A 14,708-nucleotide genomic window follows, 5' to 3' on the forward strand; every position below is an offset into this window, starting at 1 on the left:
GTAGTTCTTTTAAAAATCTTCTGCGACTATTCTTCTTCGAATGAAAGATTCTGGGGCTGATCGGCTAGATCAAGCTGAAAATCCATGTTATGGGTCGTTGGCACTTTTGTGCTCACTTCTTGAAAGGACAGACTATCCATCCATGCCGTGCCTCTTCCTGTCATCAACAAACCAAACGAAATTGCTGCGCTTTCTTCCGGTACATCGAGTACGATCGTGTATACATTCCAATTCGTATCACCAGTTATTTTCCGGTCATACATATTATCAAATTGAAGAACGTCTCCAGTTTTATTGTCTACCCGCATCCATAGTCCGACAAAATCGCTGAGCTCCTTCGTTTTTATGAAGGCCTGCAGCTGGACACGCTTGCCGAGGTAATTATCCGCTTTTATTTCCTGCATCAATGTTCCAAAAACCGTATCTTTGCTTCCATTCATTCCTCTTAAATAGGCAGCCTGCTTGCCTTGATGAACTACGGTTGAATCGAGTCCAGCTTCATACAGATGCGGGCTATCCCCGGCCAAAAACCAGTGCTTGATTGGTGTCGCATTCATAATTCGTTTTCCCCCTTGATTAATCGTTTGCAGCAACTTGCGATAACGTCCAGGCGGAAGCTTATAGATTTTTTTAAATGCTCGCGTAAACGCCTCCTGACTATCGAAGCCACTTATAAAGGCAATGTCGATAATGCGTTCCTCGCTATGAAAAAGTAAGTTGGCGGCTTGGGCCAAGCGACGTCGCTTCAAATAGTCCGTCGCCGATAATTGAAAGGCCTGCATAAACTTACGGTGGAAATGAAACAGTGAATAGCCGCTGTTCTTCGCGACGTCTTCTGCTTCAATCGCTTGATTGAGATTTGCTTCCATATAGGTGATACATGCTTTCTTAAAAGCGTCCATTCGCTCCTCCTTTCTTTTTTATCATAGCCTGATGCTTTCGTTCTTTTTTGATCTTACTTGCGATGTTTTAAGCTAGACGGTTTCGGCGAGACTAATAGGTAGAACGCGAAAGGAGATTCAACAGATGAAAAAATTCAATCACACATTGCTCGCACTCACACTCTTCTCCAGCCTTGCTCTCGTTGCCTGCGGAGGTACAGATGAAGAAGCACCAATGGATGAAGAGCTTGACCCAGCTACAGAGGAGGCAGAGGACGAGGCGCCGATGGATCACAGTGGTTCAGGTGACGTTCCAGCAGGGCTTGAAGAAGCCGAGAATCCAGCCTATCCCGTTGGAAGTGAAGCGATGATTGTTGATGGACATATGCCGGGCATGGAAAATGCAATTGCAACAATCGTTGGCGCCTATGAAACAACGGCCTACGTCGTTTCCTTCACAACCGAGGAAGGCGATCAGATTGAAGACCACAAATGGGTCGTACATGAAGAGATCGAAGACGCAGGAGAAACGCCGTTTGAAGCAGGAACCGAAGTTGTTCTGAATGCTGACCATATGGAAGGCATGAGCGGTGCAACGGCTGAAATTGTTGATGCCGAAGAGACAACTGTCTTTATGGTAGACTTCACGACAAATGCAGGTGAAGAAGTGACGAATCATAAATGGGTCGCTGAAGCAGAGCTTGCCCCAATCGGCGATGAGGATAGCGAATAAGCAGATAAAAAGAGCGGGACTTTCCCGCTCTTTTTACACTTTAATAGCTTTTGTCGCGATAAAGCTTTTGATATATGTATCAAGGATTCGTGTCCCGCCAAAATCATCTTCATAGAATCCTGTTATTGCAAAGCCAGCGTTTATCTGACCCTGAATTTGAGATTCAAGCGTGTGGGCGTATTCAATCGTTTCGTGCGTCTGCTCGAATAAACGCCTCTCTTCCTCCGTCGCTAAACGATCAAGTGTTGAGGACGGAATCGGGTGCTTCACGTCAAGAATATCTTGCTGCTCCTTACCGTCATCAAAAATCCACAGCAATGGATTCGTAAAACCAGCAATCAACTGACCGCCACGCTTTAACACCCGTGCGGCCTCTAGCCAAACTGGCTGCACATCGTCTACAAATAAATTTGATACTGGATGAACAATTAAATCAAACGAATCGTTTTCAAACATCCGTAAGTCTGTCATATTCGCTTGGACCGCTGTCAGCTTTAATCCATCTCGCTTCGCAACCGCTTCATCTTGATCGAGCTGCTTTCTCGATAGATCCGTAACCGTCACGTTTGCTCCGGCGGCGGCTAGCACCGGCGCCTGCTGTCCTCCACCTGATGCTAAACAGAGGATCTCCAAACCGTCTAGTGTTTCAGGGAACCATCCTCTCGGAACAGGCTTGTCCGTTGTCACCGAAATCGACCACTGTCCTGAACGACTTCTCTTAATGACTTCAGAACTGACGCTTTTCGTATATCTCGAACCCTCCTCAGCTTTTTTATCCCATGCTTGTTCGTTGTGCTTTGTTGGATTCATATAATTAATTCTCCCCTTGATGAATGGATGATTGATTAACATAATTTGGAATAAATATTAAACTTAAGCTAGAACAGAGAGAAAGCTAGGTGTGGAATTTGTTATCCTATTCGTTTTTTGATGCTCAATCACATTCACCATTTAAATACAATTTTACGTTTCAATTCACCTTTGACGAAGACCTCTCAGACGCAGAGACGATACACAGCACGATGTGTACGTATATCCAAAAGTATTTGCCGGGCATTCGTACAAACAATCCGGTCAAAGGAACAACGGATCAGTTTACATTGTTGGATGATCATTCTACTGAAGTTGGTTTATTACGAGTGAACACGATCAATGATTTTACGAGCAAAAAGTTTGTTTGCCAGGTTCAGTCATTAGTTGATCGAATTTAACTGCTTTTCTTTCACCAACAAGTTTAGCAATTCATTCACTCCATTTACCCGGTGCGTAGCCCCTGCAGCCGCAAGTTCCTCTTCGCTGCCGTAGCCATACGAAACGGCAATGGAGTCTACATCACAGTCTCTCGCCCCGGCAATGTCATGAACACGATCACCAACCATTACTACATCCTCTGGTTTCACTTGTAAAAGCGATAGCGCGTAAGAGATTACTTCTCCTTTGTCGCTTCTAGTGCCATCCAGCTCACTGCCAACAACGCAGTCAAAATAGGTCTCTAGCTTAAAATGAGCTAAAATATCGTTCGCGAAGACGGTTGGTTTCGACGTAGCAACCGCTAAGCGATAACCTACTTCTTTTAACGTGTTAAGCATAAGCTCCACGTCTGGATAAAGCGTGTTTTCATACCCCAAGCGCTTGATAGCGTTCGCGGTAGTAACTTAATTGCTGTATGTACTTCGTTTTCTGTAAACGAAAAATGGTCTTTAAACGAATCTTGCAACGGCGGTCCAATGAACGATAACAGCTCTTCCCCTTCCTGCTGAATGCCCATTTGATTGAGGGCATAATCGACTGAACGCAAAATCCCGTCTTTCGGATCGGACAAGGTTCCATCTAAATCAAACATAATTACTTTTTTAGTTGTCATTTTTCGCACCCAATCCTGCTTTTTTCAAATACGGCTCAATAAAGGCAGTTGTTCCACTTGTTAGATTTTCAGGTAGCTGTTCAAGCGGATAGTACGCTAGGTCAATAGATTCGACCTGATCAATGATCATCTCCCCCTTTGTTTGCTTCGCACAATAGACAACCGTGACTGAATAAATCTCATCGCCATGAGCTAACTTTAAGTGAAAGTCTTTCCCGGCACACACCTCGATTAGCTCAAGAGCTCCAAGTTCCAAACCTGTCTCTTCTTTCACTTCTCTCCGTGCCGTTTCTTCCAAACTCTCGCCCAGCTCCATCAAACCGCCCGGTAGTCCCCAGCTTCGATCTAAGCGCTGCTGCAGTAAAACATGCTTGTCTTCATTCAAAATCAATACAACCGCACCCGGCAAAATAAGCGGACGTGTTCCTACTAGTTCTCTGAGCTCTCTTGCATACGTCATTATGCCATCTCCTTTTTTAAAAAAGGTTTTAACCTTCCTTTATTTTAGCAAAAGTCAAAACTTTTTTGAAACAATCGGTGGTTTATTCCGTATACTCTTGTAATAGAATGAATGAGGAGATGATTCCTTTGTCAGTAAGGCATAAAAAAAGAACAAAACACCCTCTAACTGATTGGATTTTCACCATTGGTGAACTAATTGTTTATGCTATACTCTTTCTTCCAAGGCTCATTCGCGCTTTATTTACGAGCTAATGGGTAATTGAAACTTAAAAATGAGGTGTCTGACATGACCATCCGCGTCTATCAAACAAGTGATCTCGATTCGATTATTGGCATTTGGCACAGTGCATCCGTACAAGCACATGACTTTGTTGATCCGCTCTTCTGGGAAGAACGTCAGCACGATATGAGGGAATTGTATATCCCGAATTCCGAAACGTATGTACTGGAGCAAGAGGAGGAATTAATCGGCTTTCTTTCGCTTGTAGATGAGAAGCTGGCTGCGTTATTTATTGATCCCGCCAAACAACAGCGCGGGCATGGGCAAGCACTGCTTGATTTTGCAAAAACGATTCGTGATCAGCTTGAATTAAATGTCTACAAACAGAACTCATCGGCCGTTTCCTTTTACATAAAAAATGGCTTTGCGATTAAAGAAGAGCTAATTGATGCCAGATGCAGCAATTGGAATATTTAATGGAATGGACGCAACGCAACTAGCTCAGCCAAGTGGCTGAGCTCATTTTTTGCGCCTTAATTCGGTTTCACATAAGCAAGCAACATTTCCTTTAACATCTGTTGCTGCTTGTGCGGAGCAATATCTTCTTCTAAATACGTTATCGGCGATTTAAAAGTGATGTTGCTGCCAAACGTTCCGTAGCTGTTAATTGCCGTAATAATTGCTTCTTTTAGCGGTAAGTCCTTGCGAAACGATCCGTCTGACTTTCCTTCTTCAATCAGCTTCATGACGAGATCTGCAATCTCTTTCTGCGCATCAATATAGTCACCAATCGAGTCAAGCGGTTCCTTAGCGATAGACGCATAGCTTTCAAACGCTTCTCTGAAGACAGAGCTTCGACTGAGTGTATCGCTTGAATCAATCGTAAGTAAATTAAAAATTAATACGAGACGACTGTATGCCGTTTCGTTTTTGTTTACAATCGCCCGAAAAGACTCAATATGCTTTTCAACGTTGTGACAGGCAACCGCGACAATTAGACGGTCTTTCTTTGGAAAATAGCGAAACAGCGTCGCAATGCCAATTTGTTCCTTGCTTGCAACATCCTGCATCTGCACATGATCAAACCCTCGTTCGAGAAAAAGCGCCTCTGCCGTCTGGACAATCCCATTGTATCGCTTGTTTTTATTCTGTTTTCGTTTGCCAAGTTCCGTCATAAAAACTCCTTCTAAACACATACTACATTGAGTGTATAACAGAAAGCGGTTGCAGCAAAATAGATTTTGCCTTATAATAAATTATGATAGTTAAACTATCATTTTTTTAAATATTAAAGGAGGCTTTTTCAAATGAGATTACTTGATAAAGTTGCACTTATTACCGGAGCTGGAAGTGGAATGGGCGAGGCAGAAGCACTTCGTTTTGCTAAAGAAGGCGCGATTGTCATTGCAACGGATATTAACGAAGAAGCTGTGCAAAACGTAGTTGAGCAAATTAAATCAAGCGGGGGACAAGCTCTTGCTTTTAAACATAATGTGGCTTCACAGGACGATTGGAAATCAATTATGGACGAAGTGAAGGCGAGCTACGGTAAGCTCGATATTCTTGTGAACAACGCCGGCATTTCCCTTGCCAAACCATTTGAAGAACAAACGGAAGACGATTGGGCGCGCACATACGGCATTAACATTAATGGTGTAATGTACGGCATGCAAACGGCGCTTCCTTTAATGGAAGAACACGGTGGTTCCATCGTGAACATCTCTTCAATTTCAGCACTTACCGGCATGGCTGGAGCTGGAGCTTACACCGCTTCAAAAGGCGCTGTTCGCTCAATCACTAAAGCCGCGGCAGTTGATTACGGCAAAAAGAACATCCGCGTCAATTCCGTACACCCAGGCTATATCGTGACGCCGATGAGCGCACCATCAATGGAGCAATATAAAGACTATTTTCTAACGCAAGTAGCGCTTCCAAACTTAGGAAACGCAGAAGAAGTGGCGAATGCTGTGCTTTTCCTCGCATCCGATGAAGCGAGTCATATTACTGGAATTGAGCTCCCCGTTGACGGTGGCGTAACGGCGAAATAAAGTGCGTAAATGAAGGAGCGACTGCAAGGCACAGTCGCTCCTTCATTATTGATTCTTAGCCATCACATTCATCAACATCCTTATAATGACGGTCTGCAGTCCAAATACAGCCCCTACCATCATTAGAATCGGCGAGAACTCGTCAAAACCGATTCCGATCATAAAAATCCCGAAGCTATAAGCAACAATTACACCAATAACCATAAATAAAACAATACTTGCGGCTAACTTCATGAAAACCTTCCCTATTCCTGCAGTGGAAATACGGACGTCATTCCCTCGGTGTTGTTAACTAAACGCAACTCTTTTGCCGAAAATTCAATCGCAGTTAGCTGAACGCCTTGTTCAAAGCGAATTCGTTCCTCTTCCGTCCCTTCACTCTCAACCGTGTATTGAACGGTGGCAACGTCGTCTGTTAAACTCGCTTCTTCAACCATAAGTCCTTCATACATCACCGATTCATAGTGGTCTTGCTCCGCTACGGTCGCCATTTCTTCAATTGTTTCCGCAAAAGACAGCAACTCTTCGTTGTCATCCTGTACACGCTCTTCCGTATCGCTGCCTCTAATAAAGTACGGTCCTTCTCCTTCAGCTACTTCAAAATAATAATAACCTCTCGTAGGCGCGACTGGGCTGAATTCAGTGATCCCTGAATCAATTTGAATCTCTCCAAGCCTCACTCGCTGCTCACCGTTGTCATAGAAATGCCCCTCAGAAAGCCCAAACATTTGACCTGTATTGCTAATCGCACTCATAAAATCAGAGCCAGGCATTTGCGCTAAGCTATAGATTAAGTTATCGCTATCATAATGAAGATTAAGGATATCGCCTTCTACTTCGAGCTCCATTTCGGTTAACAATTCATCGTGCGAAGGATCGTTCGCTCGCAGCGATTGAATGATTCGCTCTTCATAGGTGAGGTCATCAGTCGTTCTTGTCAATCCAAACACAGTCTCGTACTCTTCTGCTTCATTTGCTTTAAAATCAACTTCAATTAAGTAATTGCCAGCAACCTTTTCAGCCTCGTTGTCTGTATCTGTTTCACCTGCTTCGTCTGTCTCATTTGTATCATTCGATTCCTCTGTTTCTTCTCCGTTCTCTGTTTCCGCTTCCTCAGTCTCGTCTAACTCAGCCTCAGGCTCTGTGTCCACTTCATTCGTTTCATGCTCTTGGTCACTAGCCGATTCAGATGGCGTGGAATCTCCATTCGCCTCGTTATCGGTATTGCAAGCTGCTAGACTAATCGTTAATCCAATAACCGCCGTATACACATACATTTTTTTCATTCTATATCACCTCAAGGCTCCATTCCCTAATTTTAGGTAATAAAACGGTTTCAGGAAAATTTGGTTTAGCGGCGTGCGAGCTGTTCTAACCGGATCATTGCTTCTGATTGGTCTAAAGGTTGCTCGTTATCGTATTGATACAACAGCTGAAAAAAGAGTGGCTGAATGCCGTAGAACTGCTCCACTCGCTGATAGATCGCTTCTCTCGGTTCATCTCCCTCATAGTGGTCAAGAACGAGACGGGTAAACTCCGGACCAAAATCCCAGTAAAATCCGGCAAAATCAATTGCAGGGTCACCGATCATCGCATCGGTAAAATCAATAATACCTGTTAACCGATCCCTTTCTTGATCGTATAAAAGATTAGAACCCGTTAAATCACCGTGAATGATTTTCTTGCTGTGCTGTTGAGCATCTTTTTCTAGAAAAGTCTTAAATATTCTTTCTACAAAATCTTGCTGCTTCTGAGAAAAGTGGGGATAAAGCTTGTTTTTAATCTCATCATAAAACTGTTGCCAATAGGCTCCATTTCGTTCGTATGTAAACCCCATTGTTTTTGCCGTTGTTAGGCTTATTCCGTGGAGCTCACTTAGGAACGCACCTAGAACGTTAGCAATCTCACTTTGTTCCGTTCGGAGCGGGCTACCCTCTAAATATGCATAGCTAACGCAAAGAAGTTGTTCTGCTTCATAATGTAGCTGATAGATTGGTAGAGGAAGCGCTTGATTTTGGATAGAAAGATACGTAAGCAAACGCGCTTCTCTTTTTACCCGTTCCTCGACCTCCTCCCGCTTTGGAAAACGAAACACCCTTTCCCCATTCGCGATAAAGATCTCGTTATCCCAGCCTTGATGGATGGTTTGAATAGCGTCCACTGCATAGTGCGGATACCAGCTGCAGATTAATTCTTTTCTATCTAGTGTCATTAAAAACTCCTACCTTTCAACCCTATTCTCTCTTTTACTTACTTTTATCAGAGAAAAAAGAAAAAAGATAGACAAATGCCCCTACTCCTGTCATTAATGAGAAAACGAGTTGTATCTTAGCGTTTTCTAGCTCATATAAGGGGATAGGGAAGATGACATTTTACGAGTATATGAAGGCACGAACATGGGATTTAGTCGAGCTGTGGTATGAAGAAGTTGATAAGACGCAGGGCGATATTTATGGAACAACGATTCCTGAGCGTATTGAACGATTAAAGCAGCAAAATCATGGCTTTCATATTCATTTTTGTGAGATCTTCCGTGACGATTCAACGCTGTACAGCGATTCCTTTAACCAATGGATTACCGATGTCGCGCATGATTCTACCCACCAGAGCGCAGACATCGATATTATTATGAAACAATTTTTCGTAATTGAAGAATACTACCTTGAATTTCTACGCCGCTATGCGCTAGAAATTACGGTAACAAATGAAGAACTTTCCGAGCATACGCACTTAATTGTCAAAGGCTTTAATGAAATCGTTCTTCGTTTTACGAAGAGTCACCTTTCACAAAACAAGCAAACGTTCGAAGCGCACCAACAGCTTGTGGCGGAGCTTAGTTCTCCGATTATTCATTTAAGCGACCATGTGAGCCTATTGCCAATCGTTGGCGATATTGATACGTACAGAGCAAAAGTGATTTTTGACGAAACGCTTCAGAAATGCAGTTCGGCGGGCATTACTGAACTGGTCATTGATCTGTCTGGCGTCGTTATGATTGACACGATGGTCGCAAACCAAATCTTTCAATTGATGAGTGGATTAAGGCTGATTGGTACAAAGACGTCTCTTGTGGGCATTCGCCCAGAAATCGCCCAAACGGCCGTACAGCTACAAATTGACTTCAGTGCTATTTCCATTTACCCATCTTTAAAAGTAGCAATTCGCTCAATCGGGCTGTAAAGATACTAAAAAAGCGTCCTTCCGTTTGGAAGAACGCTTTTTTGCTAGTCGTATTTCTTTGTGTAGTGGGCGAGCGCCAGCAGCGGATAAAAGTAGCGGTAGCTGTGGTAATGGAAATAAATTCGGTCAGCAAGTCCTTTTCCAGCAGGGTATTCTTCGTGCCAGTCCGTCCGTTTAAGTGATTTCAATAAGAAACGCAGCCCATCAATCATTGTTTTATCCGGGTATTCACTCACAGCAATGAGAGCATCCAGTGCCCAAGCTGTATGAGTCAGCGTGCTCCCGTTTAGCGGTGTATACGTTTTATTACGGTCACTTAAGCACGATTCCCCCCAGCCGCCGTCTTGGTTTTGAATCGACTTAAACCAGCTAACTGCTTTTTTCACCGTTTCATCTGTACCTGTTACCCCCGAGGCAGCGAGTCCAGTTAACGCTGCCCATGTACCATAAATGTACTGGACACCCCACTGTCCTTCCCACGAGCCGTTCTTTTCTTGATTCTTCTTAAGCCAGCGTACGCCCCGACTTAGCGCGTCGCTCTCTTGCGGTAAATGAACAAAGTTGCCGAGCAGCTCCATCGTCCGCCCGGTTAAATCAGGCGTGCTTGGATCGGTGAGAATGCCCTTGCTCTCTTGAATCGGCAGCAGCGCCAACAAAAAGCTATTCGTGTTTTTTTCGAATGCTGGCCAGCCGCCATCTTTGTTCTGCATGGACACAACCCAGTTCACCCCTTGATTCCAGCGGGAATACATGGCTGATAACGATGCCATTGGCGTAATCGCTCTAAGAGAAGAGGTTGTATCATCAAGATCCGGTTGTTTTGTATTGATGTTGGAAAAGCCCCAGCCACCAGGCTGCGTATATTGATTGTGAAAAACCCAATCACCGTACTGGTCGTGCTGCTTCTCTAACAGATAGGACGTTGCCTTTTGAATCATCGGATCTTTTGGTTTAACCCCTGCTTCTTGCAAGGCATAGGTAATGAGCGACGTGTTCCAAATCGATGCCGTCGTAAACTGAATATGTGTATGCCCATTTACGGTCGTTTTAAATGTATAGAGACCTTCGACTGCTTTTACAATAAGCGGGTCATCTTTTTTATGACCAAGCGCCAGCAATGCAAAGATCATAAAGGTTGTTGAGGTGAAGTAGCTGAATAACGTCCCATCAGGCTCCAGCCCGCCCATCATATAGCGCTTTGCTTTCGCTAAAGCCAATCCATGCAAGTCACTTGAGCCACCTGCGTGTTTCTCGACGCTTGCCAAAATTGATAAGCGCAGCTTCCGTGAATCCTCCGACTCAGCCCAATCGCTAAAAACATCCTCTCTCGCCCCTGAATAAAGCTGTGTCAAGTCAGGGCTCATTTCTGTCTTGATGCTCACTTTCTGATCAGCCGCAATCAGAAAAGGCACCATATGCGCTCTGCCGTAGACTGACATGCTGTAGAGGTTAACCGGAAACGCGAGTGGCAGTAAAATGATTTCGATTGGCAATGGAAAGAAGCGGGGCCATTTATACTGTCCAGTAAACATCAGCATCATCTTTGTTAATAACGTTGTTTTTTCGATGCCCCCGTTATCGACAATAAACTGTTTTGCTTTCCGCAAACGTTCATCTTCAACGTCATAGTTTCCTGAATAAAGCAGCGCATAATAAGCCTCTACCGTTGTCGTCACATTTCCGTTGCTGTCATCAGGAAACAACTTCCAAGCACCGTTTGTTTCTTGCCGACTCATTAACCGTTCCGCTAGCTCATCAATAAGTGCTTCATCGTTTCTTTCCAATGTCCGCAGCAAAATAATCATATATGCGTCGGTAAACGTGCCCGCTTCAAACGGATACTCCCACGAGCCACTGCTCGTCTGATCTTCACGCAGTTTGTTAATTAAGTAAGCCATTCCTTCTGAACGGTTCATTACACATCACTCTTTCAACAAGGATTCCTACCTTACACTTTATTCACCGGACAACCACTTCATTCAAAAAAGAAAGAAGGCTGAAGCAAATATGCTCCAGCCTTGGCTCTGTTAGTGATTAAGAAGTTTTTCTAGTGCTTGGTTAAACAGCAGAGGATTGGCAAGGGGCAGACCATGCCCGACATCAGCTACAACGAGTGACTCAAACTGAGGAAATCTAGCGCTTAACGTCTTTGCTGACTACTTGATCAGACCATTCTCCTTTGCCCCGATCGTAATGAACCCTTTTAATAGCTGCTCGTCCTTTGCTTTCTCCGGTAACGCAAACGAAAGGTTCTCGTGCATGACCTGGCTCAACGTCTCAGCAGTTGTTTGCTTCGCTTGAGAAAAATAAGTCTCAAACTGCGCTTCACCAATGTGCAACGTCCTCGCTTAGAGCTTTGAAAAGGTCCGCCATTTCACGAGAGGATGGCTTACGTACATCAATGGAGTGATTACCTTCTTCATCATCGGCAGGGGGTGCACGGACGCACTATTCAGCATCACACGTGAGATACGTCTGCTATTCTGCGCAACCATTTGCAGCGCCACTTGTGAACCGAGGGAAAAACCAATCACCGTCACGTCCTTGTCGCCGTGCTGTTTTTCTAAATAGGCGAGCAGTTCATCTGCACACGATCGAATGGAGAACCGTTGCTCCCGACTTTCTCCATGCCCTGGTAAATCAGGGACAATGCACAAGTAATCATCCGCAAAATGGGAGACCTGCGCCTCCCACATCTAGCTGCTCACACCGCCACCGTGGAGAAAAAGCAGAATCGGTCGAGACCGATTTCCTATTTCATTCATGTGCATAGACGTCACAACCCTTTTTAGTATTTTCGTTAAAGAGATAGCATGTCATCGTTGTTTTCCTCTCCCTACCTCAAGCAAATACCTTCTCTACCGCATCGCCAAATGCTCGAATATTAGCTAAGAAATCAAAGCCCTCCGGTGATCCGAACCGGTTTATCATCCGAACCGCCACAACCTCGTGTTTCGGTATAACAAGCACCGCAACATTGCTATAGCCAAGCAGTTGAAACGCTCCGAGCGCTACGCTACGGCCGATTTCCATACGCTCCGAATTCGTTTTCTGTTCTCCTTGGACAAACCACATGTATCCGTTTGTTGGCTTTGTTGCCTGCAATGTAGGCGGAGTGAGCATTGATGTCGCTCGTGTAAATAAATCAGCCGGGAGTTTCTGTTCTCCATTCACCATTCCTTTCGTTAAATGAAGATTGCCCCAGTTGGCAAGATCCCGCGCAGATACATACATATTCATCTCAGCCCCGTCAGTAATCGTGCTCTCAGACCAGCTTTTGTCATTCACATCACGCACGACGTCAGCCAGTTTGGCATGCTTCTCGCCATACCAGCCCGTTTCCAAAAAGGAAAGTGGTTTAAATACTTCGCTATGTAAAATGTCCGCAATCGTCTTACCGGTTGCCTGTTTAACAATTGCCGCTAACATCGGGATGCCAGCACCACGGTAAGCCCAGTTCGTTCCTGGCACAAATTCTCTTGTAAGCATCTCTTCTTTTACAACGAGCCCATGGCTGTGCGTGAGCAAATGGCGAATCGTCACGCCTTCAATCATTTTTTGGTCATAAGTCGGTAAGTACTGTGATGCAGATTGATCAATATCCTTTATGTAACCGTGATGGACCGCATAGGCAAGGGCAAAGCCGATGTAGCTCTTGCGCACGGAGGCAATATGAAACTGCGTGTCAGCCTGGACGCTTCTTGCATCGTTAGCGATACTCTGCTTGCCGAAGTATCGTTCAAACGCCACTTGGTTTTTGTGAATCACATACAATGCTCCACCAGACGCACCAATGGCGTTGGCACCTTGTTCAACTTGCGCAAAAACTGAATCAAATGATTTTATCCCCTTCATCTTCTTCACTCCTACTTAATTACTCTCCACCTGAAACCACTTCGAAAATCGCTTCTTCCCCGTTTTTATAAATTGCCACCATGGAAATATCACTGTTCTCAGTGATTTCGTAGACTACTTGATTACGTGCTGCCTCATCTTCCGAAAATTCATCTTCGGTATAATGAATCGTTAGCGTATCTTCAATGACCTCCACATCAAAATGGGTAAAAGCCACTTCCTCTTGACCTAAATGCGTATTTTTTCCATTTAACATTACGTATTTAATGTCTTCACCTTTGTAATACATGTAGGTTCCATTGGTATCCTCAACGCCTTGAAAGAAAGAAGAAATCGCTTCCTCTAAGTGATCCAGCTCAACTTCTTTCACGCCTGACTGCGTCTGGCAACCAACCAGCAGCAGGAAAGTAAGCGCCCAGGCGAACCCTGCTAGAAATGCTTTTTTCATCCTCTTGCTCCTTCAATATTTCTCTTCTAATTGAAAGCGTGTAAAGCCGTATACTCCGACATGAATCATATGCATAACCATAAACAGAAAGAAAACCCACGTAATGCCGTCAATGAACATCGTTAATGCCCAGCCAGTCCAGATCAGCACAGCGGTTACGTTCCAGGCAATTCCCTTTGCTCGATTATTAATCGTTTGGTAACGTTCATCAAGTAAGCGCTTCTTTTTTTCCGCACGTTTGTTAAGGACCACAGCCAAGATGGCAATTGCAGCCCCTAGACTTATACCAATAACGCCAAATACATTAACCGTCAAGATTCTCATCCCCTTCAAACATAAAAATATCCTCAATCTGACATTCAAATAACTGGGCAATCTTATGGGCGAGAATAAGCGAGGGCTTATACTTGCCGTTCTCCAGTGAGATAATCGTCTGCCTCGACACATCAAGCTTTTGCGACATTGTTTCCTGCGTCAATCCGTACTCTTTCCGCTTTTCTTTAATTCTTGTTTTCATTGCTCCTCCATAAATGTAAAGCGCGCTGTACGTAAAGCTTACTATACATTTCTGACTTATTCAACTTTTAAAACGAAAAAAAGCTATTTCCTTTTGAAAATAGCTTCTCCTGACTTAGAGTAAAGGAATTGCCTCAATACTCGCCAAAACAAGGAAAAACAGCGCAACAGCAATCATAACGAAAAAGCTTCGTTTTGCTTTTTTATCCTGCTTCGTTTTTTTAAAATGATCAAGTGATACAAAAAAGATCGATAATGAAGTTGCAGTAAAAAGCACCGCCATTAGTAACTGGCTTAATTCACTGTCACGACTGTTCACAACGCCTTCGATAATAACGCCAATAATCGTTAAGAACAGCACGCCAATAAAGCCGTAACCGATAATTTTAAAAATACCGATACGATAACCTCCCGTCCTGCCACAGCGGCAGCTTGCTGACATTCTCCTATTATAGCAAGCTTGTCCGAGTCTTTCACGCAAAAAAAGAAGAAGGCAAATGC

Annotated in this window: 22 protein-coding genes; 5 read left to right on the forward strand and 17 right to left on the reverse strand. The window is 44.1% G+C overall.

Translation table 11 applies throughout. The features are described from left to right. Positions 1-26: 26 nt before the first annotated feature. A complete protein-coding gene (locus JOC54_RS13310) occupies positions 27-902 on the reverse strand; it encodes a helix-turn-helix domain-containing protein (RefSeq protein WP_204466708.1) in 876 nt (291 codons plus the stop codon). Between the two features lie 124 nt (positions 903-1,026). Here JOC54_RS13310 and JOC54_RS13315 point away from each other — a divergent pair, with 124 nt between their 5' ends. Next, the gene (locus JOC54_RS13315; RefSeq protein ID WP_204466709.1) at positions 1,027-1,614 is read left to right on the forward strand and encodes a YdhK family protein; all 588 of its coding nucleotides are present in this window, start codon (positions 1,027-1,029) and stop codon (positions 1,612-1,614) included. A gap of 33 nt (positions 1,615-1,647) precedes the next feature. Here JOC54_RS13315 and JOC54_RS13320 read toward each other — a convergent pair whose 3' ends face one another. Then, a complete protein-coding gene (locus JOC54_RS13320; RefSeq protein WP_204466710.1) occupies positions 1,648-2,424 on the reverse strand; it encodes a class I SAM-dependent methyltransferase in 777 nt (258 codons plus the stop codon). An 89-nt stretch (positions 2,425-2,513) separates the two neighbouring features. On the opposite strand from JOC54_RS13320, the gene JOC54_RS13325 reads away from it, so the two are divergent. Beyond that, positions 2,514-2,825, forward strand: a complete 312-nt coding sequence (locus JOC54_RS13325) for a hypothetical protein (RefSeq protein WP_204466711.1) — start codon at positions 2,514-2,516, stop codon at positions 2,823-2,825. Here JOC54_RS13325 and JOC54_RS23410 read toward each other — a convergent pair. Genes JOC54_RS23410 through JOC54_RS13335 form a run of 3 tightly spaced genes read right to left on the reverse strand, consistent with a single transcriptional unit; the run spans position 2,808 to position 3,938 of the window. Next, positions 2,808-3,203: an HAD-IA family hydrolase gene (locus JOC54_RS23410; RefSeq protein WP_367617804.1), complete on the reverse strand. Its 396-nt coding sequence runs from the start codon at positions 3,201-3,203 to the stop codon at positions 2,808-2,810. The two genes, JOC54_RS13325 and JOC54_RS23410, sit on opposite strands and share 18 nt — an antisense overlap. Further along, entirely contained in the window at positions 3,188-3,478 is a 291-nt protein-coding gene (locus JOC54_RS23415; protein ID WP_367617805.1) for an HAD hydrolase-like protein, read from the reverse strand. Before JOC54_RS23415 ends, JOC54_RS23410 begins: the two co-directional genes overlap by 16 nt. After that, a complete protein-coding gene (locus JOC54_RS13335) occupies positions 3,468-3,938 on the reverse strand; it encodes an NUDIX hydrolase (RefSeq protein ID WP_204466712.1) in 471 nt (156 codons plus the stop codon). The genes JOC54_RS23415 and JOC54_RS13335 overlap by 11 nt, the downstream gene beginning before the upstream one ends. A gap of 288 nt (positions 3,939-4,226) precedes the next feature. On the opposite strand from JOC54_RS13335, the gene JOC54_RS13340 reads away from it, so the two are divergent. Next, on the forward strand, positions 4,227-4,637 hold the full coding sequence (locus JOC54_RS13340; protein WP_204466713.1) for a GNAT family N-acetyltransferase: 411 nt from the start codon (positions 4,227-4,229) through the stop codon (positions 4,635-4,637). A gap of 56 nt (positions 4,638-4,693) precedes the next feature. Here JOC54_RS13340 and JOC54_RS13345 read toward each other — a convergent pair whose 3' ends face one another. Then, positions 4,694-5,335, reverse strand: a complete 642-nt coding sequence (locus JOC54_RS13345; RefSeq protein WP_204466714.1) for a TetR/AcrR family transcriptional regulator — start codon at positions 5,333-5,335, stop codon at positions 4,694-4,696. 132 nt (positions 5,336-5,467) lie between these two features. Here JOC54_RS13345 and JOC54_RS13350 point away from each other — a divergent pair, with 132 nt between their 5' ends. Continuing rightward, positions 5,468-6,208 (forward strand): SDR family NAD(P)-dependent oxidoreductase, encoded by a 741-nt coding sequence (locus tag JOC54_RS13350; protein ID WP_204466715.1) that lies wholly within the window; start codon positions 5,468-5,470, stop codon positions 6,206-6,208. A gap of 45 nt (positions 6,209-6,253) precedes the next feature. On the opposite strand, the gene JOC54_RS13355 is transcribed toward JOC54_RS13350, so the two are convergent. From JOC54_RS13355 to JOC54_RS13365, 3 genes are all read right to left on the reverse strand, one after another. Beyond that, positions 6,254-6,442, reverse strand: a complete 189-nt coding sequence (locus JOC54_RS13355) for a hypothetical protein (protein ID WP_204466716.1) — start codon at positions 6,440-6,442, stop codon at positions 6,254-6,256. Between the two features lie 11 nt (positions 6,443-6,453). After that, complete coding sequence (locus JOC54_RS13360) at positions 6,454-7,494, reverse strand: hypothetical protein (protein ID WP_204466717.1); 1,041 nt, start codon at positions 7,492-7,494, stop codon at positions 6,454-6,456. Between the two features lie 65 nt (positions 7,495-7,559). Then, positions 7,560-8,420 carry an aminoglycoside phosphotransferase family protein gene (locus tag JOC54_RS13365; RefSeq protein WP_204466718.1) on the reverse strand — a complete coding sequence of 287 codons (861 nt, stop codon included), beginning with the start codon at positions 8,418-8,420 and terminating at the stop codon, positions 7,560-7,562. Between the two features lie 152 nt (positions 8,421-8,572). Between JOC54_RS13365 and JOC54_RS13370 the strand changes: the two genes are divergently transcribed. Then, the gene (locus JOC54_RS13370) at positions 8,573-9,388 is read left to right on the forward strand and encodes an STAS domain-containing protein (protein ID WP_204466719.1); all 816 of its coding nucleotides are present in this window, start codon (positions 8,573-8,575) and stop codon (positions 9,386-9,388) included. Between the two features lie 44 nt (positions 9,389-9,432). Here JOC54_RS13370 and shc read toward each other — a convergent pair whose 3' ends face one another. The 8 genes from shc to JOC54_RS13410 all read right to left on the reverse strand — a co-directional run bounded on the left by shc (position 9,433) and on the right by JOC54_RS13410 (position 14,649). Continuing rightward, positions 9,433-11,304 carry a squalene--hopene cyclase gene (shc, locus tag JOC54_RS13375; RefSeq protein ID WP_204466720.1) on the reverse strand — a complete coding sequence of 624 codons (1,872 nt, stop codon included), beginning with the start codon at positions 11,302-11,304 and terminating at the stop codon, positions 9,433-9,435. A 240-nt stretch (positions 11,305-11,544) separates the two neighbouring features. Continuing rightward, entirely contained in the window at positions 11,545-11,727 is a 183-nt protein-coding gene (locus tag JOC54_RS13380; RefSeq protein ID WP_204466721.1) for a hypothetical protein, read from the reverse strand. Positions 11,728-11,736: 9 nt separating this feature from the next. Continuing rightward, on the reverse strand, positions 11,737-12,084 hold the full coding sequence (locus JOC54_RS13385; RefSeq protein ID WP_275582712.1) for an alpha/beta fold hydrolase: 348 nt from the start codon (positions 12,082-12,084) through the stop codon (positions 11,737-11,739). A gap of 145 nt (positions 12,085-12,229) precedes the next feature. Continuing rightward, positions 12,230-13,243 carry a serine hydrolase domain-containing protein gene (locus JOC54_RS13390; RefSeq protein WP_204466723.1) on the reverse strand — a complete coding sequence of 338 codons (1,014 nt, stop codon included), beginning with the start codon at positions 13,241-13,243 and terminating at the stop codon, positions 12,230-12,232. 19 nt (positions 13,244-13,262) lie between these two features. After that, complete coding sequence (locus JOC54_RS13395; RefSeq protein ID WP_204466724.1) at positions 13,263-13,691, reverse strand: hypothetical protein; 429 nt, start codon at positions 13,689-13,691, stop codon at positions 13,263-13,265. Positions 13,692-13,703: 12 nt separating this feature from the next. Next, positions 13,704-14,006 carry a DUF2178 domain-containing protein gene (locus JOC54_RS13400; RefSeq protein WP_054794404.1) on the reverse strand — a complete coding sequence of 101 codons (303 nt, stop codon included), beginning with the start codon at positions 14,004-14,006 and terminating at the stop codon, positions 13,704-13,706. Continuing rightward, on the reverse strand, positions 13,996-14,208 hold the full coding sequence (locus JOC54_RS13405) for a helix-turn-helix transcriptional regulator (protein WP_054794405.1): 213 nt from the start codon (positions 14,206-14,208) through the stop codon (positions 13,996-13,998). Before JOC54_RS13405 ends, JOC54_RS13400 begins: the two co-directional genes overlap by 11 nt. Before the next feature lie 114 nt (positions 14,209-14,322). Further along, complete coding sequence (locus JOC54_RS13410; RefSeq protein ID WP_204466725.1) at positions 14,323-14,649, reverse strand: hypothetical protein; 327 nt, start codon at positions 14,647-14,649, stop codon at positions 14,323-14,325. Positions 14,650-14,708: the final 59 nt, after the last annotated feature.

Source organism: Shouchella xiaoxiensis (genome assembly GCF_016907895.1).
Lineage (GTDB): Bacteria > Bacillota > Bacilli > Bacillales > Bacillaceae_D > Shouchella > Shouchella xiaoxiensis.